Origin of the sequence: Georgenia sp. SUBG003 (assembly GCF_000715355.2) — a bacterium.
Classification (GTDB): Bacteria; Actinomycetota; Actinomycetes; order Actinomycetales; family Actinomycetaceae; genus Georgenia.
In genome coordinates this window covers 3,143,191-3,158,332 of the sequence record NZ_CP180204.1, presented here as the reverse complement: position 1 = coordinate 3,158,332, position 15,142 = coordinate 3,143,191, and the positions used below count along the sequence as shown (strand labels likewise).

At 72.9% G+C, this 15,142-nt stretch carries 13 protein-coding genes and 1 pseudogene; 7 read left to right on the top strand and 7 right to left on the bottom strand.

The window, feature by feature from the left end; all coding sequences use genetic code 11:
- Positions 1–19: 19 nt before the first annotated feature.
- The 4 genes from DA06_RS16330 to DA06_RS16315 all read right to left on the bottom strand — a co-directional run bounded on the left by DA06_RS16330 (position 20) and on the right by DA06_RS16315 (position 4,800).
- On the bottom strand, positions 20–1,096 hold the full coding sequence (locus DA06_RS16330; RefSeq protein WP_043502018.1) for an HAD-IIA family hydrolase: 1,077 nt from the start codon (positions 1,094–1,096) through the stop codon (positions 20–22).
- Positions 1,093–2,022 (bottom strand): hypothetical protein, encoded by a 930-nt coding sequence (locus tag DA06_RS16325; protein ID WP_418605487.1) that lies wholly within the window; start codon positions 2,020–2,022, stop codon positions 1,093–1,095. Before DA06_RS16325 ends, DA06_RS16330 begins: the two co-directional genes overlap by 4 nt.
- A gap of 384 nt (positions 2,023–2,406) precedes the next feature.
- On the bottom strand, positions 2,407–3,381 hold the full coding sequence (locus tag DA06_RS16320) for a S1C family serine protease (protein WP_418605486.1): 975 nt from the start codon (positions 3,379–3,381) through the stop codon (positions 2,407–2,409).
- 330 nt (positions 3,382–3,711) lie between these two features.
- Positions 3,712–4,800, bottom strand: a complete 1,089-nt coding sequence (locus DA06_RS16315) for a glycosyltransferase (RefSeq protein WP_043502008.1) — start codon at positions 4,798–4,800, stop codon at positions 3,712–3,714.
- 413 nt (positions 4,801–5,213) lie between these two features.
- Here DA06_RS16315 and DA06_RS16310 point away from each other — a divergent pair, with 413 nt between their 5' ends.
- The 5 genes and pseudogenes from DA06_RS16310 (at position 5,214) to DA06_RS16290 (ending at position 10,308) form a co-directional block, all read left to right on the top strand.
- Positions 5,214–7,043, top strand: a complete 1,830-nt coding sequence (locus DA06_RS16310) for a glycosyltransferase family 2 protein (protein WP_418605484.1) — start codon at positions 5,214–5,216, stop codon at positions 7,041–7,043.
- A gap of 8 nt (positions 7,044–7,051) precedes the next feature.
- Positions 7,052–7,816 carry an HlyD family efflux transporter periplasmic adaptor subunit gene (locus tag DA06_RS16305; protein ID WP_418605483.1) on the top strand — a complete coding sequence of 255 codons (765 nt, stop codon included), beginning with the start codon at positions 7,052–7,054 and terminating at the stop codon, positions 7,814–7,816.
- 266 nt (positions 7,817–8,082) lie between these two features.
- Positions 8,083–8,757: a response regulator transcription factor gene (locus DA06_RS16300; RefSeq protein ID WP_043501999.1), complete on the top strand. Its 675-nt coding sequence runs from the start codon at positions 8,083–8,085 to the stop codon at positions 8,755–8,757.
- Between the two features lie 98 nt (positions 8,758–8,855).
- Positions 8,856–9,626, top strand: a pseudogene (locus DA06_RS16295) (histidine kinase dimerization/phospho-acceptor domain-containing protein); the annotation flags it as partial.
- A gap of 133 nt (positions 9,627–9,759) precedes the next feature.
- Positions 9,760–10,308, top strand: a complete 549-nt coding sequence (locus tag DA06_RS16290) for a sensor histidine kinase (RefSeq protein WP_418608057.1) — start codon at positions 9,760–9,762, stop codon at positions 10,306–10,308.
- Positions 10,309–10,643: 335 nt separating this feature from the next.
- Here the strand turns inward: DA06_RS16290 and DA06_RS16285 are convergent, their stop codons facing one another.
- Together DA06_RS16285 and DA06_RS16280 are read right to left on the bottom strand one after the other, a co-directional pair.
- Positions 10,644–10,895 carry a hypothetical protein gene (locus DA06_RS16285; RefSeq protein ID WP_418605482.1) on the bottom strand — a complete coding sequence of 84 codons (252 nt, stop codon included), beginning with the start codon at positions 10,893–10,895 and terminating at the stop codon, positions 10,644–10,646.
- 191 nt (positions 10,896–11,086) lie between these two features.
- Complete coding sequence (locus DA06_RS16280; protein ID WP_418605481.1) at positions 11,087–11,971, bottom strand: helix-turn-helix transcriptional regulator; 885 nt, start codon at positions 11,969–11,971, stop codon at positions 11,087–11,089.
- Between the two features lie 183 nt (positions 11,972–12,154).
- Between DA06_RS16280 and DA06_RS16275 the strand changes: the two genes are divergently transcribed.
- A complete protein-coding gene (locus DA06_RS16275) occupies positions 12,155–13,177 on the top strand; it encodes a zinc-dependent alcohol dehydrogenase family protein (RefSeq protein WP_043501985.1) in 1,023 nt (340 codons plus the stop codon).
- A 272-nt stretch (positions 13,178–13,449) separates the two neighbouring features.
- The gene (locus DA06_RS16270; RefSeq protein WP_418605480.1) at positions 13,450–13,707 is read left to right on the top strand and encodes a hypothetical protein; all 258 of its coding nucleotides are present in this window, start codon (positions 13,450–13,452) and stop codon (positions 13,705–13,707) included.
- On the opposite strand, the gene DA06_RS16265 is transcribed toward DA06_RS16270, so the two are convergent.
- Complete coding sequence (locus DA06_RS16265) at positions 13,661–15,034, bottom strand: S8 family serine peptidase (protein WP_052436855.1); 1,374 nt, start codon at positions 15,032–15,034, stop codon at positions 13,661–13,663. The two genes, DA06_RS16270 and DA06_RS16265, sit on opposite strands and share 47 nt — an antisense overlap.
- Between the last annotated feature and the right edge of the window lie 108 nt (positions 15,035–15,142).

Sequence of the window (15,142 nt, the reverse complement as noted above, 5' to 3'; positions counted from 1 at the left end):
GTGCCTGGCTCAGGGAAGGTTATCGCGGCGCGACGACCTCGAGCACGGGCACCTGCTCGCCTGTGAGCACAGCGCCGCCGTCCACCGCCGACCAGGCGGCGGCGGTCAGGCACCGCCACGCGTCGAGCGAGACCGTGACGGGCGCGTCCTCCAGCTCGAGGTCGACGGTGCGGTCTCCCACGCGCAGCTCGAAGACGGGTCGCGGGCCGACGAGGCGCGCGGCCGCGGCACCGCACCGCCACCAGCCGTCGGGGTCCTCGACGGGCGCCGGGTGCGGCTCGTTGAGGTCCCGCAGGTCGACCGCGAGGTAGCTCGGACGCTCCCCGGGCACCGCGAGGATCACGTCCCGGGCGTCGCTGACACCGGTGAGGACGTGCAGACCGGGGATGCCCGCCGCCCGCGCGCCGGCGAGGTCGGTGTTGAGCCGGTCCCCGACGGCGATCGGACGAGTTCCGCCCGCCTTCGCCGTCGCCTGCCGGAAGATCTCCGGCTGCGGCTTCCCGGCCGAGACGGGGACGACGCCGGTCGCGTTGGTCACGGCCGCGACGAGCGAGCCGTTGCCCACCGCCATGCCGCGCTCCATGGGGAGGGTGGCGTCGAGGTTCGTCGCCACGTAGCGGGCGCCGGCCCTGACGGCGAAGGCCGCCTCGGTCAGCTCGCGCCAGCCGAGGTCGGGCGAGAAGCCCTGGACGACGGCGACCGGTCCGTCCGCGGCGGTCTCGGCGAGCCGGAACCCGGCCTCCAGCAGCGCCGTGCGCAGACCGGCCCCGCCGACCGGCAGGACGAGCGAGCCCGCCGGCAGCTCGGCGCCGAGGATGGCCGCCGCCGCCTGCGACGACGTCATGACCTCATGGGCCTGCGTGGGTATCCCGAGGCTGGTGAGCTGGTCGGCCACCGTCTGGGGCTCGCGTGCGGCGTTGTTCGTCACGAACATCATCCGCTGTCCGAGCGCCCGCGCACCTGCGACGCCCTCGTCGGCGTGGTCGACGGGCTCCGCGCCGCGGTAGCACACCCCGTCGAGGTCCATCAGCGCCACGTCGTAGACGCTGGCCAGCGGGCGCCGGCTCTCCAGCAGCCGCCCGGAATCCGCCGTCACGGGCGCTCCTCCCCCGACTCGAGGTCCAGCTCCGCCTGCTCGAACGCGTCGGACGACTCGCCCGCGTCGCCCTCTGCCGCTTCCCGAGGCTCGTGCGGCTCCCGCTCGTCCCGATCCGCCTCCGCGTCACCCTCCACGAGGTCGCCGTCCGCGTTCGCAGCACCGCCGTCTGGGATGCCTGCCCGTTCGTCGACCTGCGACGCTCGGGCGTCGTCGGACGCGCCCCGCGACGAGGCCTCGCCGGTGGGGGCTCCGCCCGTCTCGGTCTCGGCCGACTCGAGGTCGAAGACGACGATCTCGTCCTCCGGCTCAGGCTCTGGGCCCGCGGCCTCGCGAAGCGCGGAGGCCTCGTCGGCTCGCCCGAGCTCCTCCAGCCGGTCCGCCCTGACGATTTCCAGCCGGCGCTGCAGCTCTGGCTGGGTCACCTTGCCGACCAGTGACGACTCGAGCACGAGCAGTCCCGCCTCGTTCTCGCCGAGATCCGCCCGTGCGCCGCTCGCCACGATCGCCAGCTCGACGCGGTCGTGCTCGGAGAGCTTCGCGAGGTCGGACTCGGCGACGATCGCCAACGCGCGCTCCGGCCGCCCGAGCCCGCGCTCGCAGTCAGCCTCCATAGGGCGGTGAGCGTCCAGGCCGGAGAGACGCCGGACCGTCCGGAGCTCCCGGAGCGCCTCGGCATAGTTGCCGGTGGCGTAGGCGGTGACGGCCAGTGCCTCCCGGACCACGTCGACGCGCCCCGCCCGCCGCATCGCGGCCTGCGCATGCTCGTACGCCGCGGCGGGGTCGTCGTCGATCAGTCGTCCGGCTATCACCAGGTGGCGTGCCACGAGATCGGCGTTGTTCTTGCTCAGCGTGCGCAGCCGGGCACGAGCAGCACGGTCGAGCATCTGGGGCTCGATCTCTTCAGGGATGGAGGGTTCCTGCACCCGGTCGAACCGATCCGGACGGGGCTCCTGCCTGTCGTCCCGAGCGTCGCGGGCGCGGCCGGTGTCACGCCGCGGCCCGTACCCACCCTCGCGGCGCTCGCCACCACGACGGGCGTCACGGTCGAAGCCACCCTCGCGACGCGGCCCACGCTCAGAGCCGCCCTCGCGACGCGGCCCACGGTCGTAACCACCCTCGCGACGCGGCCGGGCGTCACGGTCGTAACCACCCTCACGGCGCGGCCCACGGTGCCCCGCGCCCAGCACGCGCCCGCGACCAGCCCGCGCCCCCGTCAGCACGCCGCGTCGGAGCAGCGCCGCCCCCTCGCAGCACACGGCCCGTGCCTGGGGGAAGGACACGGGCCGGTGCGGTACGGGGGGGCAGGATCAGAGCTGGTCCTGCCGCGTGGCGAGCGTGGTCTGGACCTTGATCTCCTTGCCGTCGCGCACGACAGTCAGGGTGACCTTGTCGCCGCTGGCGTACTGGCGGACATAGCCGGTGAGCGACTCCGCGCCGCTGACCGGGTCTCCGTCGATGGCCACGATGACGTCGCCCGCCTCCACGCCGGCCTCGGCCGCCGGCGTGCCGGGATCGAGCCGCTCGACCACGGCCCCGGCGCGGGTTGCGCCGTCGGCCTCGGCGGTGCCGTCACTCATGTACACGCCGAGGTAGGCGTGCTCGGCCACACCGTTGTCGATGAGCTGCTCGCCGACCTGCTTGGCGAGGTTGCTCGGGATCGCGAAGCCGAGCCCGATGCTGCCCGAGCTGCTGCCCGAGGCGTTCGGCATGCTGGCGATGGAGCTCGTGATGCCGATGACCCGGCCGGTCGCGTCGAACAGTGGGCCGCCGGAGTTGCCGGGGTTGATGGCGGCGTCGACCTGGATGGCGTTCGTGGTGACGCTCGTGCCCTGCTGCCCGGGCGACTGCGGCGCCTCCGTGGTGGTGACCGGTCGGTCGAGCGCGGAGACGATACCCGTGGTCACCGTGGAGCTCAGGCCGAGCGGGTTGCCGACCGCGACCACCGGGTCGCCGACGACGACGTCCTGGGAGTTGCCGAGCGTCGCGGGCTGCAGGTCGTCCGGCGGGTCGGTCAGCGTGATCACGGCGAGATCGGTGGCGGGGTCGGTGCCCGCGATGGTCGCCTCGTACAGGCGGCCGTCGGAGAGCGTCACGACCAGGCCGCCGTCGACGGCGTCGCCGACCACGTGGTCGTTCGTGAGGATGTGGCCCTCCTTGTCGAGGATGACGCCGGAGCCGGCGCCGCTCCCGGACTGCGTCCTGACGTCGATCGCGACGACCGAGGGGCGGACCGCGGCGGCCACGCTCGCCCAGTCGGGGTCGGTGGTCGTCGAGGTGACCACCGGCGCGGCGTTCGTCGAGGACGCGTCCTGCGACTGGCTCGTGGTCGCGGCGGTGGTGGGTGCCTGGTCGTCGAGCGCGCCGGTGAGGCCGGCGGTCCCGATGCTGGCCAGGACGCTCCGGCGGCACCCGGCGTGCCCGGGACCACCGGGTCGCCCGGGCTCTTCGGTGCACCCTCGGCGTAGGCGTCCGCCGCCGCTCCGTCGCGGCGCGGCGGGTCCGTGTAGTCGGACGTGCTCATGACGACCTCCGATCGTGCGCGCCCTCGCGCGCTGCCCCGATCGTCGCGCCTCATGCCCTCCGGCGCACGCGCAACCGGCCCGGCGGTCTCCTCAGGCCGCCGGAACGGGGTTCGCCCCCACGCCGAACCACTGCCGCAGCCGGTCGGTGACGGCCTGGTCGAACGCGTCGTCGTCGTGCCGTGCGCGCAGCCACGCCGCGAAGTCGCCGCCGGCGGCCAGGTCCATCTCCGCGCGGCAGGCCGCGGGGTCGGTCACCGCCCGCAGGAGCATGGACTCGGCCTCCTCGGCCGTGCGGTAGACGAAGGGGTAGCCCGCGGGCACGATCCCGGCCACCCACGGCCGGTCGGGGAAGATGCCGACGGCGCCCGCCACGAGCGCCTCCACGTACTCCAGGCCGTAGGACTCCTCCTCGGCGGTCGCCAGGAACGCCGTCGTCCGGGCGAGCGCCTCCCAGTAGGACTCCCGGCTGGCCGTCAGCGGCCCCACCCACGCCCACTCCTTGCGAGAGAGCGCCATGGCCCGCTCGGTCACCAGGTGGGACTCGTGCAGCCGCCCCTCGACCCGGATCGGGGTGCGGGCGGCGACCCGCTCCACCACCTTGAGGAACAGGTCCGGGCGCTTGCGGTCGGAGACGTAGATCGCTGGGTAGAGCACCACCGGGACTGGCGGCTCCTGGCGCGGGCGGACGTGGTCGAGCCGCACGCCCAGGTTCACCCAGGCGATCCGGGCGCGCTCCGCGAGGCGGGGCACCGCCCACGCGACGACCGTCTCGCGCACCTCGGTCGCCGTGCGCTCGGAGTTGCAGAACGTCGGAAAGAGCGCGCAGGACAGCGCGAGGGCGGCGACGTCGACGGTGCGGGTGTACCGGGAGGGGTTCCACCAGACGAGGTTCATCACCTGCGGCCGTTCGCACCGGCGGGAGAGCGTCTGCCACACCGCCACGGAGTCGATGACGTCCATGTTGACGACGACGGTGCGCGAGCCGTCCACCGCGTAGAGCGGGACGACGTCGACACCGTCCGGGCGCCGCCCGGCGCCGGCCAGCGGCCCCTCCGGTGCGACCACCTGCGCGTCGGGGAAGATCCGCAGCAGCCGCCGCACCAGCGTCGCGCCGGCGTCGCGGCCGCCGACGCGGCCGTCCTCGAGCTGGATGCTGCCGAGGCGCACCGCCACGTTCATCGTTGCTCACCCCTTCCTGCGTCGGCCGGTTCACGTACGACCGTCCTGTCTGCCCGCGGAGGGCCGGCCGCGGTCGGGCCGGCGGGCCGGCCGTCCCTCTTCGCGCCGACGCCGCGGTCGCGCGGCACCGGCCGCGCCGGCTGAGCGCTCGACCGGCCGCAGCGCCGGTGACGCTTCTCACCCGCGGGCACGCGACAGCCTGTGCCCGCCGGGCCGGACAGGTAGGGGCCGATATACGGCGTGGCCTGCGCGCACGTCCTCGACGGCCCGCGCCGCGCCCGGTGGGGTGCGGATTTCGGACGACGACAGGTGTAGCCAGCGCCTCACCGTCTCGGGTTGGACGTGACCGTTCCGTTACCTAGCGTCGGTCGCCGATGCCCGCGGACGGCCGCGGGCGAGCCCGTGAGGAACGCATGCCCCAGAGGACGAAGAACCCCCGCACCGCACGCCACGGCGGCGGTCCGGCCTGGCGACCGGTCGAGCCCGACGCCCCAGGGCCCCGGCAGGCCGGCGCCACCGTCATCCTGCCCCGTCGCGTGCTGCGCGAGCGCGACCGCGCCGAGCAGCTCGCCAGCCTCGAGGTCGGCTCGCCCGAGCGCGGCGAGTGGGAGGCACGCCTGCGCGGCGTCGGCCAGGGGCAGCGGAACCTGGAGTCACCGTCGCTGACGATGCTCGTCCTGCTCGCCACGATCGGCGTGCTGCTCTACGCCTCGTTCCTGCTGCGCCCCGGGAACTCCGGCGACCTGCTGCCCTGGCTCCTCGTCGTCGTGTGCGAGTCGATCATGATGGGCCAGGTCCTCATCTCCCTGTGGACCCAGCTGTCCTCCACGCACAGCCCGCGCGACTTCACCTACAACGAGGCGAGCCGGAACCTGTTCGTCCCGGTCGACTGGGACCTCAACGCCCCGCTCGCCACGGACCAGATGCAGCTCGACGGCGTCCCGGTCACCGTCGACGTCTTCATCACCACGTACGGCGAACCGGTCGAGACCATCCGCGCCACCGCCGCCGCGGCACGTGCCATGCGCGGCAGGCACGAGACGTGGATCCTCGACGACGGCCGCTCGCCCGAGGTCGAGGCGCTCGCCGCCGAGCTCGGCGTCCGCTATCTCACGCGAGCTGACAACAAGGGCGCGAAGGCCGGCAACATCAACCACGCGCTCGGCAGGACCACGGGCGACTACTTCGTCATCCTCGACGCCGACTTCGTCCCCTCCCCCGACCTGCTCGTCGAGACCGTCCCGTTCTTCGCCCAGGAGAAGGTGGCGTTCGTCCAGACGCCGCAGGTCTACGGCAACATCCACAACTTCATCACCCGCGGCGCCGGTTACCTGCAGACCGTCTTCTACTCCCTCATCCAGCCCGGCAAGAACCGCTTCAACTCGGCCTTCTGCGTCGGCACGAACGTCGTCTTCTCGCGGGAGGCGATCGCGGAGATCGGCGGCATGTACACAGGGTCGAAGTCCGAGGACGTGTGGACGTCGATGAAGCTCCACGAGCTCGGCTGGCGCTCGGTCTACATCCCCACCGTGCTCGCCGTCGGCGACACCCCCGAGAACATCGAGGCCTACACCAAGCAGCAGACCCGGTGGGCCACCGGCGCGTTCGAGATCCTCTTCAGGGCGAACCCGCTGACCAACCGGCGGCTGTCGGTGGACCAGCGGCTCCAGTACTTCGGGACCGCCACGTTCTACCTCGGCGGCGTGGTCACGTTCGCTCTCCTGCTCCTCCCGCCGCTGCAGATCTTCCTCGACCTCACGCCGATCGCCGCCGACCTGCCCCTGTGGGAGTGGGCGCTGTACTACTCGGGCTTCTACCTCATGCAGATCGTCGTGGCGACGTACACCATCGGCTCGTTCCGGTGGGAGACGCTCCTGCTGTCCACGGTGTCCTTCCCGATGTACATCCGGGCGATGGCTGGCGCGCTCGTGGGCCGGGACCGCGCGTGGCACGTCACCGGCAGGGCCGGGCGGGCGGCGTCGCCGTTCAACTACATCGTCCCGCAGATGCTCATGTTCCTCGCGCTCGTCGTCACGTCCGTCGTCGGCTTCTGGAAGGCCGAGTGGAGCTCGACGATCACGCTCGCCCTCGTGTGGAACACGGTCAACGCCGTCGCCCTGGCCCTCTTCCTCGGCATCGCGGTGCGCGAGGCCCGCGGCCTGCGCCGTGCCCGGCGTCCCGTGCCGCCCGCCCACGTCGCAGCCGCGTCCCCGGTCGCCGCCACCTCCCTCCTCGCCCGATAGGACTCCCCGTGAACTTCCGCCGCTTCGTCTCCCTGCTGCTCGGCGCCGTCGTGATCCTCGGCCTCGGTGCGGTCGGCCTCGTCTACACCTACGGCCGTGCCCACACCATCGACGCGCTCACGGCGACCGTCGAGACCGACGTCTCCACGGTCGGCACCCCCTTCGCCGGCCACGTCCAGACCCTCGAGGTCCACGCCGGCGACCACGTCACGGCCGGCCAGGAGATCGCCCGCGTCCAGAGCCCGAACCTCGGGCAGTCCCTCGAGACCGGGTTCCCCGAGGAGGGGCTCGGCTACCGCGTGGACGGCGACGACGTCATCGTCCTCACCGCCACCGCGGACGGCGTGGTCGGCAGCGCCGAGCACGCCGTGGGCTCCTTCGTCACCGCCAACACCGAGATCGCGACCGTCGAGGTGCAGGGCACCACCCGGGTCCGGGCCGAGGTGCCCATGACCGCGGCCGACTTCGCCCGCCTCCCGGCCGGCTCCCCGATGACCGCCCGGCTGCCCGACAGCACGGAGGTGGCTACCGAGGTCTACGAGGTGCAGTTCGAGGAGTCCGAGGACGGCGCGTCGGTCGCCGTCGTCCGCGCCCGCGGCCCGGAGCTCGTCGGCGCCGGCACCTTCACCAACGGCGCCCCGGTGACGGCCCAGGTCAAGCTGGACGACGCCGAGGGCCTCGGCTCGTGGGCCGCGCGCCAGCTCGCCGAGCTCGTGACGCCGACGACAAGAAGTACGACCGCGACCACGACCGACGACCACGACAAGAAGTGACGACCGCGACCACGACAAGAAGCACGACCGCGACCACGACAAGGACAAGTGGCACGACTAGCGCGACGCGGTAGCGCATGACGCGTCGTCCGCGAGGGCCCGGACGGGTCCTCCGGTAGGTGGAAGCGCGTCCCCCCCACGTTCGGCCGTCCCGGACGTGGGGGTCACCCCGCACCCAGCACGGGGGCGGCCGGGACTCCCGGCCGCCCCCCGTTCTCTGCGTAGCCTGGAGGCGCACGGGAACCATAAAGGCGTGGGGAGACGACGTGCGCGTCCTGCTCGTCGAGGACGAGAGTCCCTTGGCCACCGCGCTGCGGCGGACCCTCGAGGCGGAGGGCTTCAGCGTGGTGGTGGCGGACGACGGCATCGACGGCGAGTGGCAGACCCGCGAGCAGGACTTCGACGTGGTGGTCCTCGACGTCATGCTGCCCGGCCTGTCCGGCTACGACGTGTGCCGGCGCATGCGGGTGCGGGGCGACCGCACGCCGGTGCTCTTCCTGACGGCCAAGAACGGGGAGTTCGACGAGGCCGACGCGCTCGACATCGGCGGCGACGACTTCATGTCGAAGCCCTTCTCGACCGTCGTGCTCTCGGCCCGGCTCCGCGCTCTCACCCGACGTGCCGCCACGAACGACGGTCCGCCGCTCGCCGTCGGGCCGCTCCGGCTCGACCCGGCGCTGCAGCGGGCCTGGTGCGGCGAGCGCGAGCTGCACCTGACGGCGCGGGAGCTGGCGCTGCTGACGTACCTCGTCCACCGCGCCGAGCACGTGGTGGGAAAGCAGGAGATCCTCGACCACGTGTGGGACCAGGCCTTCGACGGCGGTCCCAACGTGGTCGAGGTGTACGTCGGCCGTCTGCGCCGCAAGCTCGGGCCCACCCCGGGCATCACCATCAGCACGGTCCGCGGGCTGGGGTACCGCCTCAGCGGGAGACGGACGTGAGGAGCGGACGACTGGGCGTGCGGGCGACCACCACGCTCGCCGCCACGGCCGTCGTCGCCGCCATCCTCGCCGGCGCGGGCGTCGCGCTGGTCCTGCTCATGCGCCGGGAGCTCGTCGCGGGCGTGGACGCCGCCGCGCAGGACCGGGCGCTGGACATCATCGTGCTGCAGCAGGACATCGTGGCACGGCCGGTCGTGCCGGCCACGCCGTACGGCGGCACCTTCGTCCAGGTGCTCGACGCCGAGGGGCGCGTCGTCGCGGCCAGCGGGGGGCTGGAGGAGACCGCCCCGATGGCCGGCCCCGCCGACGAGGCGGAGGTGCGTACCCGCACCCTGCCGGACACTCCGCAGGGACGCCCCTACCGGGTGCTGGCGATGCCGGCCGGGACCGAGGAGGCCCCGCGCACCGTGGTGGTGGCCCAGTCGCTGCGTACGGCGAACCGTGCGGTCGGCGACACCACCCGGCTCATCGTGGCGATCTTCCCGCTCGTGCTGGCTCTGACCGGTCTGGTCACGTGGCTGAGCGTGGGCCGGGCGCTCGCCCCCGTCGAGCGGATCCGCCGGAAGGCGGCGACCATCGGCGCGGGCGACCTGTCGCAGCGGGTTCCGACACCGCCCGCGCACGACGAGCTCCACCTGCTCGCCGAGACGATGAACCTGATGCTGGCCCGCATCCAGGCCGCGACCGAGCGACGTGAGCACTTCGTCTCGGACGCGTCCCACGAGCTCCGCACGCCGCTCGCCAACATGCAGGCGATGCTCGAGGTCGCCTCGGCCAGGGACGAGCCGGAGCTGTGGCGGGAGACGGCGTCCGCCCTGCGGACCGAGCAGACACGCATGGCCCGGCTGGTCGACGACCTGCTGCTCCTGGCCCGGCTCGACGGCCACGCCCCGCGTACCACGCGCGAGGTCGACCTCGACGACGTGGTCCACGGGGGAGGCCCAGTGGCTCCGCCGCACCACCGACCTCGACGTCGACGTCGAGCCGCTGCCGGCGCTCCGCGTGCTCGGCGACCAGGCTCAGCTTGCCCGCGTCCTGCGCAACCTCACCGACAACGCCCGCCGGCACGCCCGGACCACCGTCTCGCTCTCCCTTTGCCAGGTCGGTCCGTGCGCCGTCGTCGCCGTCCGGGACGACGGCGCAGGCATCCCGCCCGAGGAGCGCGAGCGCGTCTTCGACCGGTTCACGCGGCTCGACGAGGCTCGCGGGCGGGACCAGGGCGGCAGCGGCCTGGGCCTCGCCATCAGCCGGGCGATCGCCAGGTCCCACGGGGGGGGATCTCGTCGTCGCCGACGAGACGGAGCTGGGAGGGGCCGCTCTCGAGCTCCGGCTCCCGCTGCTGCCCGAGGAGGCGGAGGCGGACGACGAGCGACGTGCCCCTCCGCGCTGAACGCGCGCCGAACAGCGCCGGCCACGGGCGCCCGCGCGGGACGGCCCCCCCCACCGCGTGCACGACGAAAGGGCCGGCGCACCCAACGGTGCGCCGGCCCCCTCGGGACGAACGTGTCAGCGACCCAAGGTCCGGCGCGACCACGCGTGGCGCCGAGGTAGAGGGAGATGAACAGGACCGCGAGCACGATGGAGATGGCCCAACGGATCCAGTCACCACCGCCCGTGTCTGCCATGCCGAGCGCGTTGGTGATCAGCCATCCGACCGCCGCACCGGCGGCGCCGAGGATGATGGTCCAGAGGATGCCCAGGTTCTGGTCACCCTTCATGAAGAGTCGCGCCAGGGCGCCGATGACGGCTCCTGTGATGATGATCCAGAGAATGCTCATCTGAGCCTCGCTTTCTCACGCCGCGCGTGCGGCGATGACGTCGTGCTGACATGAAGAAGCGTGGCAGCAACGGGCGCCCACCGCATCTTGAAACGCGTCACAGGTGCGTCACAAGTTGTTCAGGACGTCTCGCGTCAGCGAGTGGAGCCCCCACGGGGAGCGCCCTGCGCCGCGCCGGCGCGACGACGCCGTCCCGAGCGGGGCCGGCCACCGGGCGCGGTGGCTGACGACGCCGGGCGTCGACGCCGCGCGCGGCGGGGCGACGGCGGACTGGGCGGGGGTGGTGACGGCGAGGATCATCCCTCCCGCCGCCAGGACGGTCAGCCCGGCGCGGGCCGACGTGGAACGGGTCAGATTCACGGTGTCCCCTTGCTCTGTGCCGCCGAGGGACGTCGTGAACTGTGCCCCCCGGCAGTTCCTCGTACCCGGGCGACATCACCCGGCTACGTCTTGCCCGGAACGGTAGGGGGACACCACGGCGGCGTCAAGACCTTTCACGCTGGTCCTGGCCGGTGCAAAGCGTTTTCACACCCTGCGAGACGGCCGAGTACTCAGCGAGGCGCTTCGGTTCTCGCCTGCTCGGGCTGGTGGGTCGCCGCCCAGCTGGCGAGCAGCCGGAGGCGGTCCTCCGACCCCGAGCCTGGCTCGGCGGTGTAGATCGTCAGAGCCAGCGGCCCGGCGTCGTCGGCCGACAGGTCCACCGAGTGGTACGCGAGCTTGAGCGGGCCGACCACGGGATGGTTGAACTGCTTGGTCCCCGCGGTGTGGATGCGGACGTTGTGCGTGGCCCAGCGGGCGCGGAACTCCTCGCTGAGGGTGGAGAGATCGCCGACGAGGTGACGCAGCTCCTGGTTGTGCGGGTCCCGGCCCGCCTCCGTGCGCAGCAGGGCGACCGTCACGTCGGCGGCGCCGTCCCAGTCGGGGTAGTAGTCGTGCGCGCCGGGATCGAGGAACTGGTACCGGGCGATGTTCGCGGGAGCGCCACCGCCCGTGAAGACCGGCGAGTAGAGCGCCCGGGCCAGGGCGTTCGCGGCGAGGATGTCCAGGCGGCCGTTGCAGACGAACGCGGCCGAGCCGGTCATGGAGTCGAGCATCCAGAGCACCCGGGGCGGCACCTCGGACCGCCGCCGGCGCGGGGCGGTGCGGGCCGCCGGCCGCGCGGCGCGGGCGAGCTCGAACAGGTAGACTCGTTCGGCCCCGTCGAGCTGCAGCGCCCGGGCGACGGCCTCCAGGACCTCGTCGGAGACGCCGCTGATGTGCCCCTTCTCCAACCGGGTGTACCACTCCGTGCTCACCCCGGCCAGCACGGCGACCTCCTCGCGCCGCAGCCCCGGAACGCGGCGGCGGCTCCCACCGGTCGGCAGCCCCACCTGACCGGGCGTGAGCCGGGCGCGACGCGTGGCGAGAAAGTCGCGGATGTCGGAGCGGTTGTTCACGTCCTCCACCGTACGTCCGGTGCCGAGAGATGGGAGGTTGTGGTTGTACCCCCACTACCTCGACCTGCCGCACGGCGGGAAGAGCCTGTTCGATGGATCCTGTCAGTGCGGGACCGGCGGCCGAGGGGCCGCCCAAGCTCCACGGCCCGGAGCCCCGCCCAACGCCATCGAAGGAGCACCACCATGCGAGGAGCAGTCCTCCACGCCCCCGGCGACGTCCGCGTCGAGAACCGTGAGCGCCCCCTGATCGTCGAGCCGACGGACGCGATCCTCCGCGTCGCGGCCGCCTGCGTGTGCGGGTCGGACCTGTGGCCCTACCGCGGGATCGAGAGCGTCGACGGCCCGGCACCGATGGGCCATGAGTACGTCGGCATCGTCGAGGAGATCGGCGACGACGTCCGGAACGTCCAGGTCGGAGACTTCGTCGTCGGCTCCTTCTTCGCCTCGGACAACACCTGCGAGATCTGCCTCGCCGGGTACCAGACCCACTGCGTCCACCGTCAGCCCGGTGCGGCCACCGGTGCGCAGGCGGAGCTGGTGCGCGTGCCCCTGGCTGACGGCACGCTCGTCGCCACCCCGGGCGTTCCCGACGCCGACCTCGTCCCGTCCCTGCTCGCGGCCTCCGACGTGCTGGGCACCGGCTGGTTCGGTGCCGTCACGGCCGAGGCCGGGCCCGGGAAGACCGTCGCGGTCGTCGGCGACGGCGCCGTCGGCCTGCTTGCCGTGCTCGCGGCCAGGCAGCTGGGCGCCGAGCGGATCATCGCGATGAGCCGGCACGCGCCGCGGCAGAAGCTGGCGCTGGAGTTCGGGGCGACCGACATCGTCACCGAGCGGGGCGACGACGGCGTGGCGCGCGTCAAGGAGCTGACCGACGGTCTGGGCGCCCACTCGGTCGTCGAGGCAGTGGGAACGCAGGAGTCGATGATGCAGGCGATCCGCTCCGCCCGGCCCGGCGGGCACGTCGGCTTCGTCGGCGTCACCCACGACGTCTCGATCCCCGGCGAGGAGCTGTTCTTCTCCGGCGTGCACCTGCACGGCGGACCGGCCCCCGTGCGGCAGTACCTGCCCGAGCTGATCCAGCTCATCTGGGACCGCAAGATCGAGCCCGGAAAGGTGTTCGACCTGGAGCTGTCGCTCGAGGAGGCCGCGGAGGGCTACCGCGCCATGGACGAGCGCCGAGCCGTGAAGGCGCTCCTGCGTCCCTGACCCGGCGAACCCCTGCGCCGGACACCGACCGGTGGAGGCCTGCGCTGCTCCCGGCACACCTCCACCGGCCGCCGTCGTCGCCGCGCCACCACACGCAGCGCACGGGACGGCTCCGGGGCGACGGACGGTGGATCGACCTATCCACGGGAAGTGACCCAGGTCACGTTCCGGCCGTGCGGTGCCAGGACGTTGGCCCCACGATCTGGACATATGGGGCCGCGATGCTTGTACCAACAAAGAGGTTCACAAACCCCCGCATAACGGAGAGCATCATGGCCACCACCGCCAGCGTCCCGTCCACCACCACCCCCGTCTACCAGGACCAGATCGTCACCTCCGGCGCCGCCCGCAAGGCGCTCGCCGCCGGCCGCATCGTCATCGGCTGGACCTTCCTGTGGGCGTTCCTCGACAAGCTCCTCGGCCTGGGCTACATGACCCCCGCCGAGCGTGCCTGGATCAACGGCGGCACCCCCGCCCAGGGATTCACGCGTCGGCGGACACGGCCGCGACGGCGGCGGGCACGTCCATGAGTCCCGCACCGGTGGCGTCGGCGCCCCAGGTGATGGTCGTGGTGGCACCGCTGGGGTCGAGGACCTGGCGCGCACCCGCCGCCAGCGGGACCGCCGTCGTCTCCAGCACCTCCTCGGCCTCGGCCTGGGTGAGGCCGGGGGCCGCCTCGGCCATGAGGGCGACGGCGCCGGCGACGTGCGGCGACGCCATCGAGGTGCCGCTGAGGTAGTAGTGGCTCAGCTGCGAGTTCGTCTGGTACGGGCCGAGCACCCACGAACCCGGTGCGGCGACGTCCAGGTCCTGCCCCTCGAGCTCGCGGGAGGAGAAGGGCGCGATGTAGGCGTCGTCGGCGGAGGTGGGGTCGGCGACGTCGCCGGTGCTCCACCACGTCGGCGAGGTCCACCGGCCGGTCCAGCCGGAGGCGGCGACCGAGATGACCTGCTCGAACGCGCCGGGGTAGCCCATGCCGGCCTCGCCCTCGTTGCCCGCCGCCGCCACGATGAGCACCCCGTTGGCGACGGCGCGGTCGACGGCGGCCTCGGTCAGTGCGTCGGGGCTCGGCCCGCCGAGCGACATGTTGATGACGACCGGGGAGTCGCCGAGCTTGCCGGACACCTTCAGGTCGGTGACGTAGTCGATGCCCGCGGCCACCGCGGAGGACCAGCCGGAACCGTTCTGGTTGAGCACCTTCACCGGGATGACGGTGGCCTCCGGCGCGACGCCGGCCACGGGCACGCCGTCGACGTCGTAGCCGAGGATGGAGCTGGTGACGTGGGTGCCGTGACCGTCCTGGTCGGTGGACCACTTGTTGGGCTGCGAGGAGATGCTGCCCCTCTCGCCGCCACCGCCGCCGAACGCCACGCCGAGGTCCGCCGCAACCGCCTCGGTGCCGAAGTACTGCGGCCAGCTGGAGTGCAGGCCCGTGTCGAGGACCGCGACGTACACGCCCTCGCCGGTCTCGTCGACCTCCCGGGTGTCGGTCTCGCCCTGCTCGTAGACGTCGATCTGGTCGGTGTTCCAGGTGGCGATGCCGTCGACGGTGCTCGTGAACGGTGCCGGGCTCACCGGCCTGCCGACGTACTGCACGTCCTCGTTCGCGGCCTCGACGAAGGGCAGCGCCTGGAGGTCGGCGAGGTCGGCGGCGGCGATCTTCATCGTCAGCGCGTCGATCTCCGGGTACGTCTCGTTGATCGTTCCGAACGACCTGAGCTCACGCTCGACGCCCGGGGTCAGGTCCGTGCTGAGGACGACGTTCACCCCGATCTGCTTGCCCGCCGCCTGGGCCGTGGGGATCGCGGCGGCGGTCAGGGCGACGAGAGAGGCGAGCCCGGTGAGAGCGCGGCGCATAGTTCTCCTCCAGAGTGCGCCCGGCCGGATGTCCGCAGCGTGGGGCATTCGGACCGGACCGGGACGTAGATGAATTACGCCGAGCCTAACGCCCGGGTGGCGGACGTC

Coding starts and splice junctions, on each gene's coding strand:
- DA06_RS16315 (WP_043502008.1), bottom strand. CDS start 4,800: ATGAACGTGGCGGTGCGCCTCGGCAGCATCCAGCTCGAGGACGGCCGC.
- DA06_RS16310 (WP_418605484.1), top strand. CDS start 5,214: ATGCCCCAGAGGACGAAGAACCCCCGCACCGCACGCCACGGCGGCGGT.
- DA06_RS16275 (WP_043501985.1), top strand. CDS start 12,155: ATGCGAGGAGCAGTCCTCCACGCCCCCGGCGACGTCCGCGTCGAGAAC.
- DA06_RS16270 (WP_418605480.1), top strand. CDS start 13,450: ATGGCCACCACCGCCAGCGTCCCGTCCACCACCACCCCCGTCTACCAG.
- DA06_RS16265 (WP_052436855.1), bottom strand. CDS start 15,034: ATGCGCCGCGCTCTCACCGGGCTCGCCTCTCTCGTCGCCCTGACCGCC.